This window comes from Simiduia litorea, from assembly GCF_042853465.1.
Classification (GTDB): domain Bacteria; phylum Pseudomonadota; class Gammaproteobacteria; order Pseudomonadales; family Cellvibrionaceae; genus Simiduia; species Simiduia litorea.
This window is the reverse complement of record NZ_AP031497.1, coordinates 1,735,199-1,755,215: the sequence shown is the minus strand read 5'-3', so window position 1 is coordinate 1,755,215 and position 20,017 is coordinate 1,735,199. Positions and strand designations below refer to the sequence as shown.

Genomic DNA, 20,017 nt, shown 5'->3' with positions numbered 1-20,017 from the left:
TAACGATTGAAAGCGTATATAGCCTAATGGCTAAAAAATACCGCGTCAAAACCACCGTCGTCGGTCAACATGTGCACACCAACCATCTCTTTATAGGCGGGAAGATGGTCACCAATAAAAAACGCCTTGGGCTTCTCCGCCAGATAGGGGGTATCGGTGGTTTTTAATTTTTCACAGGCGTTTTTAACCACTATATCGGAAAAGCGCTCCATCGCCGCGACGGGAATAAAAGTTTCGCTCTCAGGCTCGCCGCTCAGGGAACTGGATATTCGCTGTACCTGCTCCGCCGGCACTGCCATACCAAAATGAAAGGTGCGCGGCCCCGATACTTTTTGCAAAACAATGTAGGGTAACTTTTTTTGTAGCCGGCCTTCCTGCTGAATGGAGTTGACCGAAACGACTTGACGACAAATTCGCTGTAAACCCTTAACTAACTCGTTTAAACACAATTGGATACTTTCGGAATGCGGCAGGTTGAGCAAGATATCTTCGCAGAGTTTGCGCGCTAACTTGCTCTCGTCATTGTACCTAAGTTCCAATTCACTGATTGCCGACGCGGTGATGACACCGCGATCAATCAGTACTTTACCGAGGGAAACCTGCGTTGCTTTTTGCAATATGATGAGACATTCCAACTCGTCTTGACTGAGCAAACCGCGCGCTACCGCTAATTCACCTAAACGTAAATCAGTGGTGCGCTGTTCGCGATTTAACGCCGCCACTTGGCGTGCACTGAGCAGATTACTGTCTATCGCCAACTCACCCAAAGACTTATTGCGCAAGCGTAAATCTCGGTTCGCATCTCGCAATTCAGCTTCAGTGATTAATTGTTCGCGCAATAAAAACTGGCCAAATAACGAGGCGTGCATACCTTAAACTCCTGTCGCGGGAATAGGGACGTCCGCGTTTAGGTATAGCTAAATTGCCCCTAACTGTCGAGATTCAATTTGGCATATAAATCATCTTCGGAGCCCAAGAAAGGCATATGTGCAAACGCGGGTGATGCGCAGAGAGTAGCCGGGGAATGGGAACTCAGGTGTACTGACTTTAGGCAGGTGCTAATCTGCCAGCACCTCTACAGCATCTAAGGTGGATTGAATCAGGCTAAGGCCTTGATGATCGCCCTGCTCGCCCGCGCCTTTTACCCGATGAGCGGCCACCGGCATTAACATTTTTTGCAGGTCCTCTGGTACCACATAGCGACGCTTGTGCAGCAGCGCCCAAGTTTTTGCCGCTCGCAATAACGCCAAAGCGCCACGGGGCGACAAACCATAACTAAAACCCGGGGCCGTACGGGTGTGATTCACTAGGCGCTGCAGGTAATCCAACAGTGCATCGGAAGTTTGTATTTCGGGTATTTTGGCGCGAATGGCCTTGAGTTGCGCGAGACTAATACTCGGCTTTAAACGCTTGAGTAGCTCTCGGCTGTCTTCACCTAGAAATAGCGCTCGCTCTGCCTCCTTCGACGGGTAGCCGAGGCTAATGCGCATCAGAAAGCGATCCAATTGCGACTCGGGCAAATGGAAGGTGCCGGCCTGCGATAATGGGTTTTGGGTGGCTATCACAAAGAAGGGGTCAGGCAGCAAGCGCGACTCACCATCCACCGTCACCTGCCCCTCCTCCATGGCCTCGAGCAAGGCGCTTTGAGTTTTAGGGGTCGAGCGATTGATTTCATCAGCCAACAGTATCTGCGAAAAAACCGGGCCTGGGTGAAAGGTAAAACTGCTTTCAGCCTGATTAAAAATCGAGATACCGAGAATGTCGGCGGGCAACAAATCTGAGGTAAATTGAATGCGGTTATAGGACAGGCCGAGCACCTGCGCCAAGGCGTGGGACAAGGTCGTTTTACCCATGCCCGGCAAGTCTTCAATCAGTAGATGGCCCTTCGCAATTAAGCAGGTAACGGCGAGCTTAATCTGCTCATCCTTGCCCAGCAGCACACTGGCAATTTGTTCGCACGCGCCCGCTACAGGCTCCAGCATGTCGTTAAAGGGCATCCAAACCCCGCTGCAGATCGGCGATTAAATCGGCCACGTCTTCAAGCCCAACCGATAAACGAATGAGGTTTTCGGTGATACCCGCCTGCGCCTTATCTTCGGCACTTAAGCGCCCATGGGTGGTGGTGGCTGGGTGCACGATGGTAGTTTTTGCGTCGCCGAGATTGGCGGTAATGCTAAAAATACGCGTGGCATCAATAAAGCGCCAAGCAGCTTCCCGATCACCCACAACCTTGAAGGACAACACCCCACCGAAGCCGCGCTGTTGCTGTTGCGCTAACGCGTGACCGGGATGGCTGGGTAACCCAGCGTAGTAAACCTGTTCAATCTTGCCCTGACTCGCCAACCACTCCGCCATGTTTTGTGCGCTGGCACAATGGGCATCCATACGCAGGCGCAAGGTTTCTAAGCCTTTTAAAAACACCCAAGCGTTAAAGGCGCTCATGGTTGGGCCTGCGGTGCGAACAAAGGCCAGCACCTCGTCCATATCAGCTTGCGCACCTACAACGACGCCACCGACACAGCGACCTTGGCCATCTAAATATTTAGTGGCCGAGTGCACGACGATATCGGCGCCTAGGGCCAGAGGCTTTTGCAGCGCGGGCGAACAAAAGCAATTGTCCACCACCAACTTTGCGCCCTGCGCGCGTGCCAAGGCTGAGATGGCAGCGAGATCGGCAACTTCACACAGCGGGTTAGATGGCGTCTCTAAAAAAAACAACTTGGTCTGCGGCTTTACCGCTTGGCGCCAAGTGTCGAGATCGGTCAAGGTCACGAAGGTGGTTTCTATACCTAATTTGCCGAGGTATTTGGTAAACAGTGCATTAGTGGTACCAAACACACTGCGCGAACACACCACGTGGTCACCGGCTTTTAACAGCGCCATGCAGGTGCTCAAAATCGCCGACATACCCGAGGCCGTGGCAACTGCCGCTTCACCACCTTCTAACAGCGCCATGCGCTCTTGAAAATAACGTACCGTTGGATTGGTATAGCGCGAGTAAACATTGCCCGGATTTTCACCGGAAAAACGCGCTGCCGCTGCGGCTGCCGAGTCAAACACGTAGCTTGACGTCATGAACATCGCTTCGCTGTGCTCGCCTTCCGGGCTGCGTAAATGCCCGCCGCGCACGGCTAAGGTATCTAAACCGGCATCGGTTAGCGCTTCGTTTAATATTGCTCGCTGCTGGTCTAGGTAAGCGTTAGACCCCAAATCCTTTTTCGACATGGTATTAGCCAAGTTCCTGCATATCGTTGTGTAATCCGATGACGGTATCGCCGTCGACGGTTTTCTTACTCTCGCCTGATTTGGCATTATCGTTGCGCGCGGCGTCTAAGCGAGTCAAATACAGTTCGTCCACATCACCGGTGACATACTGACCGGTAAAAACCGAGCAATCAAACTCAGTCACCTCTGGATTACCCTCGCTAGAAGCGGCAACCAAATCATCTAGCTCTTGGTAAATTAACCAATCGGCACCAATTTCTTTACAAATTTCTTCGGTGCTGCGGTCATGCGCGATTAACTCTTTGGCCGATGGCATATCAATACCATAGACGTTCGGGTAGCACACCGCTGGCGCGGCGGAGGCAAAGTAGACTTTATTGGCACCGGCTTCGCGCGCCATTTGAATAATTTGTTGGCAGGTTGTGCCGCGCACGATGGAGTCATCCACCAACAGTACGTTTTTACCTTTAAACTCAAGTTCAATGGTATTGAGCTTTTGGCGCACGGATTTTTTCCGCTGCTGCTGCCCAGGCATAATAAAGGTGCGACCGATGTAGCGGTTTTTCACTAAACCTTCGCGAAATTTCACGCCCATGTTCTGCGCCAAGGCCTGACCGGCGACGCGGCTGGAATCGGGAATGGGCACAACCACATCGATGTCGTGATCGGGTCTTTCGCGCAAAATTTTCTCGGCTAATTTTTCACCTTGGCGCAAACGCGCTTTGTACACCGAGATGCCATCCATGATGGAGTCTGGCCGAGCAAAGTACACATGCTCGAAAATACAGGGGCGCAGCATGGCGTTCTTGGCACACTGACGACGGTGCAGTTCGCCATTCGAACTGATATAGATGGCCTCACCCGGCGCTACATCACCAACCAAAGTAAAACCTAAGGTATCCAACGCTACGCTTTCAGAAGCGACCATGTACTCGACGCCATGGGCGGTATCGCGCTTGCCATACACCAGCGGGCGAATGCCGAAGGGATCGCGGAAGGCGACAACGCCGTAGTCTGCGATCAAAGCGACCACGGCATAACCACCCTTAACGCGCTCGTGCACGGCTTCGATTGCAGTGAAGAAATCACCGGCCTCGGGCACCAATTTGTTTAAACGGTGCAACTCGTGTGCGAAGACGTTAATTAACACTTCGGAATCGGAATCGGTATTAATGTGGCGTAAATCGGCGCGGAAGACGTGCTTGCTCACCTCGTCGGCATTGGTCAAATTGCCGTTGTGGGCCAAGGCAATACCGTACGGGGAGTTGACGTAAAATGGTTGCGCCAAGGCCGGCCCTGAACTGCCCGCAGTTGGGTAGCGCACATGGCCAATACCCATTGAACCGGTCAGTCGCAGCATGTGACTGGTGCGAAACACGTCGCGCACTAAGCCGTTAGCTTTCACTTGCGCTAAACGACCTTTATCGCACGTAACAATACCGGCAGCGTCTTGCCCTCGATGTTGCAACATCGTTAGCGCATCATAGAGTTGCGTGTTGACATTGCCTTTACCCACTATTCCCACAATACCGCACATACCGTTCTCACCTTAGCAAAGACTGCCAGTTACAAATGAATGGCCTTTCAACAATCCTTGCCGAGAGCGCCTGATAGCCCGGTGGCCATCAATGTTTACTGTTTAGCGATAGCGAGCGAGATTTTCGCCGCGCGCGCTAATCTACTGCATTAAATAGTTTGCCAAACCAGCCGGACACATCGTCGGCTAGATGTTTGCTCCAACCTTCGAATGAAAGAAACTGAGGGATCAGTTTAGACTCATTCCACCAAGGGTCTTCGGTAACCGGCAAAAAATGGGGTAGCCAGATTAACAGCGCCATCACCACCACGAGGCCTCTGGCCATGCCAAACACCATACCCAAAAGGCGGTCAGTGCCGCTGAGGCCGGTCATTTTAACCAGCTGGCTGATAAGGTAATTCACCATGGCACCGACAATTAAGGTGCCGACAAAGAGCAGTGCAAAAGAAAGGGAGTGGACCACCGAAGGCGTGTCTGATACGCCGCTGAGCAAAGGTGCCAGCTTGTCGTCGAACCACATAGCGATAAAGATCGCCAGAATCCATACGGCCAAGGACAGCGCCTCTTTAACGAAGCCGCGGTAGATACTAATGACACTAGAAACGAGAAGGATCGCAAGGATCATCCAGTCAGCCCAATTCATGCAAGACAACTCATGGGGAAGTGTTCCTTTGGTTTCAAGGCGCGCATTCTAACAATTGAGACGGGTCAACGGTAGGTGTATTTTCCATCCCGCGCCTTGACGCTAGCAACAACCCCGCTAAGGCTTAAATTCCCTTAGCAGCGAATTCACTTTGAGACTTTGATCGACCGATTTTTTCACCGCCAGCATGGCTTGCTTATCCGCTTTGGGGCCAACGAACACCCGCACCACCTGCTGGCCCTTGGAATTTACCAAGGGGCGAATGAAGGCATCGTGGCCGGCTTTATTAAGCCGATCGCGCAAATCCTCCGCTTTTTTGAGTTCGGTAAAGCTGGCGACCTGCAAGACCCAACCCTGAAGGACACCTTGATCGTTGAGCCCGACCTCAGGCTTAGTGGGTTCGATAACCACTGGCGGCACTGCTTCGGTGACACTCGGCTGAACCGCCGCTGTCTCGGTTGGCTCATCCAACATTTGATACATCTGCTCCGGCGCCTTGGCCGGCTCAATACCTTCGGGGCGCGTGGCCGGCGCGATTTGCACAGGGGTGATCTGCGGCGTTGGCGGTATTTGAGACTGACCGCCGATATAGCGATTGTCGGGTTCATCAAACAAACTCGGGAAGAAAATCACCGCGACGGAAGCCAATACCACAGCACCCACCAATCGTTGCTTTACACTGTCATCCACCGACATATTCCTTGTTCAAGCCGCGTCGTTTCCGCTACCGGCATAAGTTAAAACCTGAATGATCGAAACTCGGCCTAAGCCTGACCCAACCACGTTAGCGCCGCAGCCACGGTAAAAAATGAACCCAGAACCCAAATACTATCATTGGCGGCACTATTTCGCAGTGCCACCTGTAGTGCGCCGGCCACATCGGCGTGAAGACTAAATGCCGCTTGGGGCTGATACAGACCCAACTTTCTCGCCATCAACTCGGCTGACGCAGCACGCCCAACCGCCTTCAGCTCAGGGAAGTACCAATTACCGACCTTATCGCCCAACAATTGCAACACAGCGTCTATGTCTTTGTCGGCCATCATGGCTAACACTAGGTGCGTCTTTCCCGTCGCCGCCACGGCTCCGGCCGCAACAGCGGAAGCCTCGGAATGTGCCTCGAGTCCTAGCTGCGCCGCTCGCTGTAAAAAAAAGGCACAGGCGGCGGGATTGTGCGCCACATCCAGCAACAGCTCCCGGCCTTGATAATGGATACGCTGAAAACGACCGGCAACACTGAGCCCAGGTAACACCTCGCTTAGCCATTGAGCGGGAATCGGCAGCGCCAATTTCAACGCGACCACCAAGGCCGCACAGACGCTCGGTAAAGGTAGCTGAGGCAAGTTAAAACACAGCTGGTGTTCAGCAAAGGTCAAAAAGCAGCGCTGGTGTTCTTGCATCAGCGTGAAGTCGCGCCCCACTAGGGCTAAATCTGTCGCCAGCTGATTCGCAACCTCGACAACCGAGTGTTCGATTCGACTGTCGATATACACTGCGGGTTGATGCGGCCGAAAAACTCCGGCTTTTTCTCGGCCGATAGCAGCCAAGTCTGTGCCTAGCCAATCTTGGTGATCGAGCGCAATACTGGTGACCAGTGCGGCGTCGGCATCGATGATATTGACCGCATCCAAGCGCCCACCTAAACCCACTTCCAACAGCCAAAAGCGCAGCTGCAGATGGTTAAAAATCCACAGCGCCGCCAGCGTGCCGAATTCAAAATAGGTCAGGCTGATATCCTGAGCTTGAGCATCAATGGCGGCAAAAGCACGGCAGATTAATGCGTCGTCCACCGGTGTGCCGGCGACGCGAATACGCTCGTTATAGTGCAACAGATGGGGCGAGGTGTAGGCACCGACGGCGCCACCATTAGCAAGGCATAAGCTTTCCAAGGTGGCCACCGCACTGCCTTTGCCATTGGTTCCGGCAACAGTTATAACGGTGCGCTCGGCGCAAGGTTGGGTAAGCCCCAACCTATCGGCGACCTGTTTAACCCTTGCCAAACCTAAATCAATGGCGCTTGGATGGTGTTGCTCTTGCCAACGCAACCAAGCAGCAAGGTTATCGAAGCGCATAGGCGAGTTAGGCAACCTTCGAATTGGTGAACTTAGCCAGCAGGCCAGCAACGCGATCGCGCATTTGCTCGCGTGGAATGATCATATCGATAGCGCCATGCTCCAACAAAAATTCTGCCCGTTGGAAACCTTTAGGCAATTTTTGGCGAATGGTTTGTTCGATAATATTGGGGCCGGCAAAGCCTGCTCGCGAGCCCGGTTCAGCGGCATTAATATCGCCCAACAAGGCTAAACTCGCCGAAACACCACCGTACACAGGATCGGTCATGACAGAAATATAAGGCACACCAGCCATGCGCAAGCGCTCAATAACAGCGCTAGTTTTCGCCATTTGCATCAACGATATCAACGCTTCTTGCATGCGCGCACCGCCGGTAGCAGAGAAACACACTAAGGGAATACCTTCCTTTAACGCCACTTGTGCTGCACGAGTAAAACGCTCACCCACCACATAACCCATAGAGCCGCCGTGGAAGGCAAACTCAAACGCTACCGCAACCACTGGCATGCCTTTAAGCAAACCTTTCATGGCCACTAAGGCGTCTTTTTCACCGGTATCTTTCTGCGCTTGCGTTAATCGATCTTTGTACTTTTTGATATCTTTAAACTTTAAGCGATCTATCGGCAACACATCGGCACCGATTTCTTGGCGCTCTTGCTCATCGAGAAAAATATCCAAACGACGGCGCGCACCGATGCGCATGTGGTGCTCACACTTAGGGCAAACATCCAAATTGCGCTCTAATTCAGGACGATAAAGCACAGCGGAACACTTTAAACATTTTTTCCAAAGACCTTCCGGCACCTTACTTTCTGCCTTCTTGGAGTCTTTACGTACGTTGGTTACAATTTTGTCTAACCAGCTCATGTCGTTCTCACCCAGTGTTAGAGTTTCAAATAATAAATTTTACAAGCCATTCAGCGCGAGGCGAATGGGTTTTATCAAGGCAGCAACTTGCTTGGCGATGTCCTCGGCCGATTTATCGGCCAGCTCACCCATTTTGGCAACTAGCAAACTACCCACGACGACGCCATCGGCAACAGTGGCAACCGCCTTGGCCGACTCGGCGTCTTTGATGCCAAAGCCAACACAGAGCGGCAGGTTCGAGTGGGTGCGAATTTGTGCGACTTTTTCCGTCACCGAACCGATATCCAAATGCCCTGCCCCAGTGACACCCTTGAGCGACACATAATAAAGGAAGCCACCGGCTAAGCCTGTAATAGAGGCGATGCGCGCGTCTTGTGTGGTCGGCGCGATAAGAAAAATATTTTCCAGCTCGCTGGCCTTTAAATGCTGATTAAATTCTTGCGCCTCTTCGGGCGGTAAATCAACGGTTAAAAAACCATCCACGCCGGCGGCAACGGCGGCATCAACTAAAGCCGCGTAGCCCATGCGAACAACTGGGTTAGCATAGCCCATCAAAACCACCGGCGTGGTTTGATCAGACTTTCTAAACTCTGCCACCATGGCCAAGGTGTCACGCAGACTGGTGTTGTAGGCTAGCGCGCGCTCGTGCCCCAATTGAATCACGGGGCCATCGGCCATAGGGTCGGAGAACGGGATGCCGATCTCCAAAATGTCCGCGCCTTCGGCAACCAACTGCTTCATTGTCGCCAGCGTTGCGCCTGGCACCGGATCACCGCTGACAATATAGGTGACTAAGGCTTTCTTCTTGGCCTCTTTTAATTGCTGTAAACACGCGTTAATGCGGTTCATTCGAAATTCCTGTGCAGCTAGTTTTACACTATTTTATTAAGGTTAATGCGGTGTTGTTTAACGACGACTCTACACTCGGCTACTTGCCCGATGTATCAACCGTAATGCCGTCGATATCAGCCACCGTCAAAATATCTTTATCGCCGCGGCCAGATAAATTCACCACTATCACCTTGTCTTTAGCCATGGTTTTCGCCAGTTTCATAGCGTAGGCCACCGCGTGGCTCGACTCGAGCGCCGGCATAATACCTTCAATACGGGTAAGACTTCTAAACGCCGCCAAAGCTTCATCGTCGTTAATAGCGACATACTTGGCGCGTCCAGCATCTTTCAAGAAAGAATGCTCCGGGCCAACACCGGGATAATCTAAGCCGGCCGATACCGAGTGGGTCTCAATAATCTGACCGTTTTCGTCTTCCATCAGGTAGGTTCTGTTGCCGTGCAGAATGCCGGGGATACCGTCATTTAAGGGTGCGGCATGACGACCGGTTTCAACGCCGTCGCCGCCCGCTTCAACGCCATACATGGCCACATCGGTATCTTTCAAGAAGGGGTGAAATAAGCCAATGGCGTTCGAGCCACCGCCCACGCAGGCGACGAGAGCATCGGGTAAACGACCTATTTGCTTGAGCGATTGCTCGCGCGCTTCGCGCCCGATAACGCACTGAAAATCACGCACCAATTCTGGGTAAGGCGCCGGGCCTGCGACGGTGCCAATAATGTAAAAAGTGTTATCCACATTGGTGGCCCAATCGCGCATTGCCTCATTCATGGCATCTTTCAGCGTACGCGAACCCGACTGCACCGGAATCACTTCTGCGCCCAGCAGTTTCATGCGGTAAACATTGAGCGCCTGACGGCGAACATCTTCTGCCCCCATGTACACCTGGCACTGCATACCCAAGCGCGCGGCAACGGTAGCGGTGGCAACACCGTGCTGACCGGCACCGGTCTCGGCGATAACGCGCTTTTTACCCGAGTGCTTAGCCAACAACGCCTGGCCTATGGTGTTATTTACTTTGTGCGCACCGGTGTGATTAAGATCTTCGCGCTTCAGGTAAATGCGTGCACCACCCACGTGCTCGGTGAGACGCTCGGCGAAATACAGCGGCGAGGGCCGGCCCACATAATGGGCCAAATCGCGATCGAACTCGGCTTGAAAATCGGGGTCTTTTTTCAGGCGCCGATACATGGCATCCAATTCGTCGAGGGCGTGAATTAAGGTCTCGGACACAAAGCGCCCACCAAACTCGCCAAAGCGCCCCTTACTATCGGGCACCGCATCAAAGTCAACCGCTTGCGAACCCTGTTTGTTTACTTCGTCAGACACATTCGACTCCACAATCCATGAGGCCAAGCCTCGCATTTTATTTGTTCTGATCGACGCGCTGCACTTGTGCAATTAAGGCGCGCACCAGATCAATATTTTTTACACCCGGGCCCGACTCGACACCGCCGCTCACATCCACGCCATACACACCAGTCTGCTCTATCGCAGCGCCAACGTTCGACGGCGTTAAGCCACCGGCCAATAACAGGTGATGGGCACAGCTTTTCGGCACTCGCGCCCAATCAAAGGATTCTCCGGTGCCACCGGGCACCCCCTTTTTATAGGCATCTAGTAAAAAGCCTGAGGCCGATGGATAAGCGGCCATGACAGTCGCTATATCGAGCCCATCTTGCATACGCAGGGCTTTAAAAAACGGACGCCTAAATTGCCGGCAATAGCTGTCTGGCTCGTCGCCGTGGAACTGCAACACCGACAGATCCACCCGCGCCAACACCTGCTCGACAGATACTGCATCGGCGTTAACAAACAATCCCACCTTGTGGGTTAGCGGTCCAAGCGCGGCGGCGATGTTGGCCGCAGTATCAATATGTACCGAGCGCGGACTGGGCGGATAAAACACCAAGCCGATGGCGTCTACACCACAGGCTTCGACCGCCAGCGCGTTGTCCACCGACGTCAAACCACAGACTTTTACCCGGGTACGCTGTTGGACCAAAGTGCCAATCTCCCACACTTTTCACCGACGCCGAATACAGGGCATCAGGATTCAAAAAATTGAGGCCGAATGGTAGCAGAAAAGCTCCCGCAAAGCCCCCAGCTAACGGCCGAAATCGCCCAGCTTTTCGGCCAAAAAACACGGCCCAGGCGGCATATTTGGAATCTGAAACAGCTCTGGGTAGGCAACATGCACCAAATAGAGTCCGTAGGGTGCGGCTGTCTCAGCTGCTTGAGTGCGATCTTGGGACGCCAAAACCTCCGCCACCCAAGCGGGCTCACTCCAACCCTTGCCCACGCGCATCAACACCCCTGCAATATTGCGCACCATGTGATGTAAAAAAGCATTGGCGGTGATCTCCATCACAATCAGATCGCCTCTGCGAGCGAGATCGATGCGCTTAATCTCCCGATTGGGGTGCCGAGCCTGGCACTGCGCGGCGCGAAAGGCATTAAAGTTATGCTCGCCGAGTAGATGGTTAGCGCCGGCCTGCATCCGCTCTATCGCTAAAGGCTCTTTACACCAAGTCAACTGATCGGCCATCAAAGCCGGGCGAAATGGCGAGTTAAAAATAATGTAGCGATAGGTGCGCTCGCGGGCACTGAAGCGAGCGTGAAAGGCCGCCGGCACTTCGCTGGCCCACTTAATCGAAACACCGCTCGGTAAATTTGCATTCACACCTGCCGTCCAAGCCTTAGCGGAACGCTGCGCGCGGGTATCAAAGTGGACGATCTGATGGGTTGCATGAACACTGGCGTCCGTGCGGCCAGCACAAGCGATGGTGATTGGCTCATTAGCCACTTGCGACAGCGCCGCCTGCAAGGCTGACTGCACTGTCGGCACGCCCTCCTCCTGCTGCTGAAAACCGCGGAAGCCGGCGCCGTGGTACTCGACGGCCAACGCCACTCGCCGCACGCCATCAGGTAAATCCATACCCGGCAATATTTCACAATTCGGTGTGTATTCTTTTTGCACGTGCCAGCCTATAAACCATCGGACATAAAAAAGCCCTGCAAGCTAACGCTTACAGGGCTTGTTGGCAAGTTTCAATTAACCGATGCGGCTAAGTAATTCCTGCGCTTCAGTTTTCTGCTGAGCATCGCCCTCTTCCATGACTTCGCCCAAAATATCAGCGGCGCCTTCGCTATCGCCCATATCAATATAGGCCCTAGCAAGATCCAACTTGGTCGCCACTTCATCGCTATCGGCCAAGAAACCTAGCTCGGCGTCCGCATCGTCATCCAGATCTGCATCCATCGCTTCGGTTGCGACTGAAGGGCTAGCTAATGGCGGTAAATCATCAGCGCCATCCTCTATCCCTAAGTCAGCACTAATATCAAACTCTTCAATCTCTTCTTGCGCCGGCGTTTCAGTGGCGAGCGAAGATAGATCATCGTCGTCATCTAGATCGGCTGACAAGGACTCCATCTCCTGATCCAACGCGGCCAAATCCATATCGCCGAAGTTATCATCGGAATCAAAATCATCGGCCTCTACGGACAACTCGTCGTCTGCTTCTAGCGTGGGTGTCTCGTCCGATGACGCCAAGCTTAACTCATCATCCAACGCTAAATCGAAACCGTCGTCCTCTTCAACCGCAAGCTCATCATCCAGAGACAGCTCAAAATCATCGCTCGCGACTGCCGCTTCTGAATCATCGAGTGACAATTCGTCATCCAGCGACAACATAAAGTCATCATCAGCCTGTGCGGATTCGACAGAGTCAGCCTCTACACTTTCCGCAGGTGCCGCAGGCTCAACATCCAAGTCGCCCAAATCCAGCGCAAACTCTTCAGTGTCATCGGATAAATCTAAATCCAGCTCTAAGGCTTCATCTTCAGACGCACCGCTATCGTCGAGATCAAGCGAGAACGCCTCTTCACCGTCTGTCTCGGTATCATCATCTAAACCATCCAGCGTGAAATCGAGCTCGTCGACATTTTCTGATACTTCGGCATCATCCAAGTTAAGCTCCAACTCCTCGTCGGACACCAAACCTTGCTCTGCCGCCAAACCACCAAAATCGCCGTCTAGGCTATCTAAACCTTCCAAACCATCAAAATCGGCCTCATCAATACCTTCTTCAGCCAAGCTCAACAGAGGGTCGGCGTCATCGTCCAAGTCAAACGCTGAGGTTGCTGCTGCCGCGGCACCAACACCAGCGATTTGAGTGCGATCAAAATCACCGGCGCCAGGAATCGAGTCGCGCAACTCTTCCGCTCTTTGCCTAGCGGCGAGATCGCCATTCTGCAATAGACCCGCATAGTGGGTATCGAAAGCCTCGAGGTTTTGTGTCTCGGCGTAAACTTCGAGCAACTTCAGCGTGACATCGACGCGTCCAGGCTCTTGGTCTAGCGCTTTTAACAGCATGTCCTCGGCTTGATCGTATTTACCGTAGGCTATATAGATATCGGCTTCACCGGCCACATCGGCGGTCTCCGCCTCGGCCGTTTCGACCTCTTCATAGGGTTCAACGGGCTCATCTTCGATATCGGGTGCCGAGTCAAAATCGGAATCATCGGGGAAGGAAAACTCTTCCTCTGGCTCATCTTCTTGCTCAGCAAAAGCATCAAACTCGTCCTGCTCAGCTTGAGCATCTTTGCGGCGCTTCCAGAAAAACAGACCGCCAATGAGCGCGATCAAGGCGAGCGCGACATACAGGATGTTGTCCATCACCGCATCCATCAGTGTTGGCTCTGGCTTCGGCGCAACAACAACGGTATTGGCTGGGCGAACGGGTTCGGCAGCTTTCGGCTCTGGCTCTTGCACGTCCGGCTCGGAAACAACGGGTTCCTCGCTGCCAACCTCTTGACCTGCAGCGAGCTGCATGGCCCGCAGCTCGTCGCTCGTGACTTCTAGCATGCGCTCCATGGTGGTAATTTGGGCTTCCAAATCTTCCACGCGGGTAACCAACTCGCTGTTCTGGCGACGCGCAGAGCCAAGCTCTTCTTGCGCAATCGCTAACTCGTTCTGCAATATTTCGCGCTGGCGGCTATTGCCACCGCCGCTGGATACATCCGTGGAAGACTCGCCCGCACTCAACTGCACCCGGCCTTCGCGCGAACTTTGGCGGTCTGCCACAGAACCGCTGCGGCTACTTGCATCAAGCGCTGCGCCGCCAGACCACTGATTGTTTTGGTAAGCCACTTCGTTAATGGCTTGGCGGGTGCTGAGCGAGGATATTTCGTCCGCTGCAGGCAAGCGTAAAACCTTACCTTTCTTCAGCAGATTAATATTGTCGTTAATAAAAGCATCGGGGTTTAAGCGCTGAATGGCCAACATGGTTTGCTGGACCGAATAGCTGCGATCCGGGCGCGCCATTAAGGCGATATCCCATAGCGTATCGTTAGCTTGCACGGCGTAGGAGCCATCAGAAGCTTGGCTGCGTGGCGCCGGCGCTGGTCGCGCGGCGGGAGTAGTCGGGCGCGTAGCGGCCGCTGGCGTGGCCGAGCGAACCTCAGGGCGCGGCTTCACTTGCTGCGGCTCAGCCTGCTGCTGGGGCGCAGCAACCGCCTTTTGATTCTTTTCACTGAAGGTGGGCAAATCCATCAGCACGGTGTATTCGCGCAACATGCGCCCAGTGGGCCACTGTGTTTCTAACAGAAAATTCAGATAGGGTTCACGCACGTCTTCTTTCGTGGTGACTCGCACATAGGGATTGTTGCGGTCATCCAACACCACTTCGAACTTCAAGCCGGTAAGAAAGAAAATACGATCGACATTGGCCCTCTCGTAGGCTTCCCGCGTGGCCAGACGAACAATGATTTCCTCTTCACTCAGGTCGCGAACCTGCAGTAACTTAATTTGGGCATCAAGAGGTTGGTTCAATGCCGAGTTGAGCTTGATTTCACCCAAACCTAAGGCAAAACCCAGATTGGAGACCAACGCAGCTGTTGCCCCAACTGCTAAAGCCAACTTACGAAGACGCATATGACGATCCTTTTATTATCTCCCTGACGTTAGACTGACCGACTTCCGGCCTTTATTTTGTCTAGCGCCATCCCAAACGAGCCCGAAAATCCTCCAACTGACATGAGGCACTTTATTGTGCTCTAACACCTCAGAGAGTCATGACGGTCATGAAGTTAGACTACAAACCTAGAATATATCTTCAATAGTGCTCGTAAGTCTGCATTATAAATAGCTTTTTATCAACAATTGAGCCCGCCAAGCAACTCAAGAAAACCTCTTCAGCCCCACCTAGACAGCGGGCAAATCAATACTTCCAGACATAAGGCGGCACTATAGTGTTAAAAAATAGCGCGAGATGCGGCAGGCTTCACACCTTCGAAAAGCCATACCAGAAACCTTAACCAATTGATTTAAATAACATTTTTAAATTCAGATCAAGACATCAGGCGACAAGATTCAAGTCTAGAAGATTTTACACTCGAGGAATAAGTAAAGGGCTGCAAATGCAGCCCTTTACTGAACACGGCAATACGAAAAACCGCTACCGATCCAACAATACCCGCAACATGCGACGCAAAGGTTCGGCTGCGCCCCACAACAACTGATCACCGACAGTAAACGCCGACACATACTCTGGGCCCATATTCATTTTGCGCAAACGACCCACGGGCACCGACAAGGTACCTGTTACCGCCGTTGGTGTTAATTCTTTTAAGCTCGCCTCGCGGCTGTTAGGTACTACCTTCACCCAGTCGTTAGCCGACGCCAAAATTTGCTCGATCTCAGCCAGAGGCACATCTTTATTGAGCTTAATAGTCAAGGCTTGACTATGACAGCGCATCGCACCGATCCGAACACACAAACCATCAACAGCTAAAGGGTTGGCCGAGCGACCCAATATTTTGTTGGTCTCAGCCTGACCTTTCCACTCTTCCTTGCTTTGACCGCTATCGAGCTGCTTATCAATATAAGGCAACAGACTTCCCGCCAAGGGCGCACCGAAGTTATCGGTTGGAAAGGCGTCGGCGCGCATACTGGCGGCAACTTGCCGATCGATTTCTAAAATAGCAGACGCTGGGTTATCCAATAGCGGCTTAACACTGGCATGAATGCTGCCCATCTGGCTAATCAGCTCGCGCATATTTTGCGCCCCTGCCCCACTGGCCGCCTGATAGGTCATCGAGGACACCCAATCCACTAAGCCCTCGCGGTACAAACCACCCAAGGCCATCAGCATTAAACTGACCGTGCAGTTGCCACCGATAAAATTTTTCACACCTTTCGTTAAACCCTCTTTGATCACGTCGAGGTTTACAGGATCCAGAACGATGATGGCGTCATCCTTCATGCGCAGGCTGGAGGCTGCATCAATCCAGTAGCCATTCCAACCGGCGGCGCGCAACGCTGGGAAAATGGCGTTGGTGTAATCACCACCTTGACAGGAAATGATAGCGTCCATCGCCTTTAAGTCATCAATGCTATTGGCATCTTTTAATGCTGGAATATCCTTGCCAATGGCCGGGCCAGTACCACCCACATTGGATGTTGTGAAAAAAATCGGCTCGATCAGTGCGAAATCATTTTCAGCAACCATTCGCTCCATGAGTACAGAGCCCACCATGCCACGCCAACCTACAAATCCAACTCGCATTGCTATCTTTCAACCTGTGATAAATAAATATTATTAAAGCGCTGCCACAACGGCATCGCCCATTTCTGCGGTACCCACTTGTCTCATACCTGGCGACATGATATCAGCGGTGCGTAAACCTTGATCCAAGACTTTCGAAACCGCTAATTCGATGGCATCAGCCACTGCAGCGTGGTTCAGAGAATAACGCAACATCATCGACGCCGACAAAATTGTTGCCAGCGGATTAGCCACGTCTAATCCCGCAATATCGGGCGCGGAACCATGACAAGGTTCATACATACCGCGTCGATTTTTATCCAATGACGCCGACGGTAACATGCCAATAGAGCCAGTTAGCATCGCCGCGGCATCGGAGAGAATATCACCAAACATATTGCCGGTAACCATCACATCAAATTGTTTTGGCGCTTTCACTAATTGCATGGCGGCATTATCGACATACATGTGCGACAAACTTACCTCTGGGTACTCGGGCGCCAATCGATCCATCACTTCGCGCCACAGCACGGTCGCTTCGAGCACATTCGCTTTATCCACACTGCATAAACGCTTGTTGCGCTTCATTGCCATCTCAAAGGCGTTCCGACCGATACGCTCAATCTCACTCTCTGAGTATTTATAGGTATTGAAGCCCTCGCGCTCGCCATTATCTAAGGTGCGAATACCACGCGGCTCGCCAAAATAAATACCACCTGTTAACTCGCGCACGATAAGAATATCCAGGCCCGCCACAATCTCTGGCTTCAGGCTCGACGCATCGGCTAATTGCGGGTACAAAATGGCGGGCCGCAAGTTGGCGAATAGCTGCAGCGAAGAACGCATTTTTAACAAGCCTTTTTCCGGGCGAATGGCGCGATCTAACTTATCCCATTTCGGCCCGCCCACAGCGCCCAATAAAATGGCGTCGGAGGAGGCGGCGCGCGCTAGAGTTTCATCGGATAAGGGCACGCCAAAAGCGTCGATCGAACAGCCACCCATCAAACCATCTTCAAACACCAAGCCCAAATCGAACTGCAGGTTAACCTTATCCAATACCTTACGCGCTTGGGCAACTATTTCTGGGCCAATACCATCGCCGGGTAACACTAAAATCTTTTTAGTCACAAGAATGTCCTTCGATTCACAGATCAGTTATTTAGCGGGCACAATGGCGTCGAACAACCAGGGCGCAGACTGTCGACGCGCCTTTTCATAGGCATTAATGGCTTCGGCATCTTGCAAGGTTAAGCCTATGTCATCTAGACCATTAAGCAGACAATGCTTGCGAAACGCATCGACCTCAAAACTGTACACGTCACCATCGGCGCTGCGAACCTGCTGAGACGCCAAATCAATTTCCAGCGAAAACCCCTCTAGCGCCTGCAACTTGGCGAACAAGGTATCCACATCGGCCTCTGCCAGCACGATCGGCAACAGGCCATTTTTAAAACAATTGTTATAAAAGATATCGGCAAAACTCGGGGCAATTACCGCGCGAAAGCCAAAGTCGTCCAGCGCCCATGGCGCGTGCTCGCGGCTCGAGCCGCAGCCAAAGTTCTTGCGTGCCAATAATATACTCGCACCCTGATAGCGCGCTTGATTAAGCGCGAAATCGGGATTGAGCGGCCGGTGACTGCAATCTTGATCAGGCAAACCTTCATCGAGATAGCGCAACTCATCAAATAAGTTTTTACCAAACCCCGAGCGTTTAATGGACTTCAAAAATTGCTTGGGAATAATCATATCGGTGTCGACGTTAGCGCGATCCATCGGCGCCACCACACCACTTACCGTCGTAAAAGCTTTCATGGTTGCTCCTTAAAAATCCCGCACATCAACGAAATGGCCGGCTATAGCTGCGGCCGCGGCCATGGCCGGGCTGACCAAATGGGTACGCCCGCCGTAGCCTTGGCGGCCCTCAAAATTTCGGTTTGAGGTAGACGCACAGTGCTCGCCATTACCTAATTTATCGGCGTTCATGGCCAAGCACATCGAGCATCCGGGCTCGCGCCACTCGACACCCGCTGCAATCAAGATTTTATCCAAGCCTTCGGCTTCGGCCTGCGCCTTAACCACACCGGAACCAGGCACTACCATGGCCTGCTTCACCGAGGCAGCCACTTTTTTGCCTTTAACAACAGCGGCGGCGGCGCGAATGTCTTCAATGCGAGAGTTAGTGCAAGAGCCAATAAAAACACGATCAACTTTGATACTGGTAATCGGCTGACCTGCGGTTAAGCCCATGTATTTCAGCGCCCGCTCCATACCCTCGCGCTTGGTCGGGTCCAGCTCAGCGGCTGGATCTGGCACATTGGCGCCAACCGGCAACACCATTTCTGGCGACGTACCCCAGCTCACCTGCGGCTCGATAGCGCCGCCGTCGATGCGCACGACCTTATCGAAATGAGCGCCCGCATCGCTATGCAAATTGGCCCAGTCCGCTTTGGCTTTGTGCCAATTTTCACCCTTGGGCGCATAGGTGCGCCCTTCGACGTAATCTAAGGTAATTTGATCTACGGCTACCATACCCGCGCGAGCGCCCGCCTCAATCGCCATGTTGCACACAGTCATGCGACCTTCCATGGACATAGCGCGAAACACCTCACCGGCAAACTCAATGGCGTAACCTGTGCCGCCGGCGGTGCCAATGTCAGCGATAATGGCTAACACCACATCTTTTGCCGTAACACCGTCACCCAAGCGGCCATCCACTTGCACCAGCATGTTATTCATCTTTTTCGCCACCAAGCACTGAGTCGCCATCACGTGCTCAACTTCGCTGGTGCCTATACCATGCGCTAATGCCCCCAAGGCGCCATTAGTTGCCGTGTGCGAATCTCCACAGACGACCGTCATGCCGGGCAAACAGGCGCCAGATTCTGGCCCAATCACATGCACAATGCCTTGGCGGCTATCATTTATTTTGAACTCCACGATGCCAAATTCATCGCAGTTGTCATCCAGTGTTTGCACCTGAATTTTGGAAACCGGATCTTCGATACCGGCCACGCCCTCGGCGCGCTCCTTTTGCGTGGTGGGAACATTATGGTCTGGTGTCGCCAGGATCGAATCCACGCGCCAAGGTTTGCGACCCGCCAAGCGAAGGCCTTCAAAGGCCTGAGGCGTGGTGACCTCGTGAATAATATGGCGGTCGATATAAATCAACGCCGATCCATCATCGCGCTGCTTTACCAAGTGGGCATCCCACAATTTGTCGTACAGAGTCTTGGCTACCATGGCTAGTCTCGCTTCTCTCGCAGTGACGTAAATTT

17 protein-coding genes are annotated in these 20,017 nt (G+C 52.8%); all 17 read right to left on the bottom strand.

Translation table 11 applies throughout. From position 1 onward, the window contains the following. Positions 1-23 precede the first annotated feature (23 nt). Positions 24-869: a hypothetical protein gene (locus tag ACGHTT_RS07670; RefSeq protein WP_390594539.1), complete on the bottom strand. Its 846-nt coding sequence runs from the start codon at positions 867-869 to the stop codon at positions 24-26. 189 nt (positions 870-1,058) lie between these two features. After that, positions 1,059-1,982, bottom strand: a complete 924-nt coding sequence (locus ACGHTT_RS07665) for an AAA family ATPase (RefSeq protein WP_390594995.1) — start codon at positions 1,980-1,982, stop codon at positions 1,059-1,061. 4 nt (positions 1,983-1,986) lie between these two features. Continuing rightward, positions 1,987-3,225: an O-succinylhomoserine sulfhydrylase gene (locus tag ACGHTT_RS07660; protein WP_390594538.1), complete on the bottom strand. Its 1,239-nt coding sequence runs from the start codon at positions 3,223-3,225 to the stop codon at positions 1,987-1,989. Positions 3,226-3,229: 4 nt separating this feature from the next. Continuing rightward, positions 3,230-4,762, bottom strand: a complete 1,533-nt coding sequence (purF, locus tag ACGHTT_RS07655) for an amidophosphoribosyltransferase (protein ID WP_390594537.1) — start codon at positions 4,760-4,762, stop codon at positions 3,230-3,232. A 136-nt stretch (positions 4,763-4,898) separates the two neighbouring features. Then, positions 4,899-5,405 carry a CvpA family protein gene (locus ACGHTT_RS07650; RefSeq protein ID WP_390594535.1) on the bottom strand — a complete coding sequence of 169 codons (507 nt, stop codon included), beginning with the start codon at positions 5,403-5,405 and terminating at the stop codon, positions 4,899-4,901. Between the two features lie 117 nt (positions 5,406-5,522). Further along, positions 5,523-6,095 carry an SPOR domain-containing protein gene (locus ACGHTT_RS07645; protein WP_390594534.1) on the bottom strand — a complete coding sequence of 191 codons (573 nt, stop codon included), beginning with the start codon at positions 6,093-6,095 and terminating at the stop codon, positions 5,523-5,525. Between the two features lie 74 nt (positions 6,096-6,169). After that, entirely contained in the window at positions 6,170-7,477 is a 1,308-nt protein-coding gene (gene folC / locus ACGHTT_RS07640; protein WP_390594533.1) for a bifunctional tetrahydrofolate synthase/dihydrofolate synthase, read from the bottom strand. A 7-nt stretch (positions 7,478-7,484) separates the two neighbouring features. Further along, complete coding sequence (accD, locus tag ACGHTT_RS07635) at positions 7,485-8,345, bottom strand: acetyl-CoA carboxylase, carboxyltransferase subunit beta (protein WP_390594532.1); 861 nt, start codon at positions 8,343-8,345, stop codon at positions 7,485-7,487. Between the two features lie 39 nt (positions 8,346-8,384). Continuing rightward, the gene (gene trpA / locus ACGHTT_RS07630) at positions 8,385-9,194 is read right to left on the bottom strand and encodes a tryptophan synthase subunit alpha (protein ID WP_390594531.1); all 810 of its coding nucleotides are present in this window, start codon (positions 9,192-9,194) and stop codon (positions 8,385-8,387) included. 79 nt (positions 9,195-9,273) lie between these two features. Next, complete coding sequence (gene trpB / locus ACGHTT_RS07625; protein WP_390594530.1) at positions 9,274-10,524, bottom strand: tryptophan synthase subunit beta; 1,251 nt, start codon at positions 10,522-10,524, stop codon at positions 9,274-9,276. 37 nt (positions 10,525-10,561) lie between these two features. Then, positions 10,562-11,200: a phosphoribosylanthranilate isomerase gene (locus tag ACGHTT_RS07620; RefSeq protein WP_390594529.1), complete on the bottom strand. Its 639-nt coding sequence runs from the start codon at positions 11,198-11,200 to the stop codon at positions 10,562-10,564. Between the two features lie 102 nt (positions 11,201-11,302). Then, entirely contained in the window at positions 11,303-12,133 is an 831-nt protein-coding gene (truA, locus tag ACGHTT_RS07615) for a tRNA pseudouridine(38-40) synthase TruA (RefSeq protein WP_390594993.1), read from the bottom strand. 117 nt (positions 12,134-12,250) lie between these two features. Then, positions 12,251-15,130 carry a FimV/HubP family polar landmark protein gene (locus ACGHTT_RS07610; protein ID WP_390594528.1) on the bottom strand — a complete coding sequence of 960 codons (2,880 nt, stop codon included), beginning with the start codon at positions 15,128-15,130 and terminating at the stop codon, positions 12,251-12,253. A 523-nt stretch (positions 15,131-15,653) separates the two neighbouring features. Continuing rightward, positions 15,654-16,763: an aspartate-semialdehyde dehydrogenase gene (gene asd, locus ACGHTT_RS07605; protein ID WP_390594527.1), complete on the bottom strand. Its 1,110-nt coding sequence runs from the start codon at positions 16,761-16,763 to the stop codon at positions 15,654-15,656. A 33-nt stretch (positions 16,764-16,796) separates the two neighbouring features. Further along, entirely contained in the window at positions 16,797-17,870 is a 1,074-nt protein-coding gene (gene leuB, locus ACGHTT_RS07600; protein WP_390594526.1) for a 3-isopropylmalate dehydrogenase, read from the bottom strand. Between the two features lie 27 nt (positions 17,871-17,897). After that, on the bottom strand, positions 17,898-18,554 hold the full coding sequence (leuD, locus tag ACGHTT_RS07595; protein ID WP_390594525.1) for a 3-isopropylmalate dehydratase small subunit: 657 nt from the start codon (positions 18,552-18,554) through the stop codon (positions 17,898-17,900). Positions 18,555-18,563: 9 nt separating this feature from the next. Further along, positions 18,564-19,982 (bottom strand): 3-isopropylmalate dehydratase large subunit, encoded by a 1,419-nt coding sequence (leuC, locus tag ACGHTT_RS07590; RefSeq protein ID WP_390594524.1) that lies wholly within the window; start codon positions 19,980-19,982, stop codon positions 18,564-18,566. Positions 19,983-20,017 lie beyond the last annotated feature (35 nt).

Excerpts from the sequence above, each read along its gene's own strand:
- folC (WP_390594533.1), bottom strand. The coding sequence starts at position 7,477 with ATGCGCTTCGATAACCTTGCTGCTTGGTTGCGTTGGCAAGAGCAACAC.
- ACGHTT_RS07660 (WP_390594538.1), bottom strand. The coding sequence starts at position 3,225 with ATGTCGAAAAAGGATTTGGGGTCTAACGCTTACCTAGACCAGCAGCGA.
- purF (WP_390594537.1), bottom strand. The coding sequence starts at position 4,762 with ATGTGCGGTATTGTGGGAATAGTGGGTAAAGGCAATGTCAACACGCAA.
- accD (WP_390594532.1), bottom strand. The coding sequence starts at position 8,345 with ATGAGCTGGTTAGACAAAATTGTAACCAACGTACGTAAAGACTCCAAG.
- ACGHTT_RS07650 (WP_390594535.1), bottom strand. The coding sequence starts at position 5,405 with ATGAATTGGGCTGACTGGATGATCCTTGCGATCCTTCTCGTTTCTAGT.
- leuD (WP_390594525.1), bottom strand. The coding sequence starts at position 18,554 with ATGAAAGCTTTTACGACGGTAAGTGGTGTGGTGGCGCCGATGGATCGC.
- ACGHTT_RS07665 (WP_390594995.1), bottom strand. The coding sequence starts at position 1,982 with ATGCTGGAGCCTGTAGCGGGCGCGTGCGAACAAATTGCCAGTGTGCTG.
- asd (WP_390594527.1), bottom strand. The coding sequence starts at position 16,763 with ATGCGAGTTGGATTTGTAGGTTGGCGTGGCATGGTGGGCTCTGTACTC.
- ACGHTT_RS07670 (WP_390594539.1), bottom strand. The coding sequence starts at position 869 with ATGCACGCCTCGTTATTTGGCCAGTTTTTATTGCGCGAACAATTAATC.
- ACGHTT_RS07610 (WP_390594528.1), bottom strand. The coding sequence starts at position 15,130 with ATGCGTCTTCGTAAGTTGGCTTTAGCAGTTGGGGCAACAGCTGCGTTG.
- leuC (WP_390594524.1), bottom strand. The coding sequence starts at position 19,982 with ATGGTAGCCAAGACTCTGTACGACAAATTGTGGGATGCCCACTTGGTA.
- trpA (WP_390594531.1), bottom strand. The coding sequence starts at position 9,194 with ATGAACCGCATTAACGCGTGTTTACAGCAATTAAAAGAGGCCAAGAAG.
- truA (WP_390594993.1), bottom strand. The coding sequence starts at position 12,133 with ATGGATTTACCTGATGGCGTGCGGCGAGTGGCGTTGGCCGTCGAGTAC.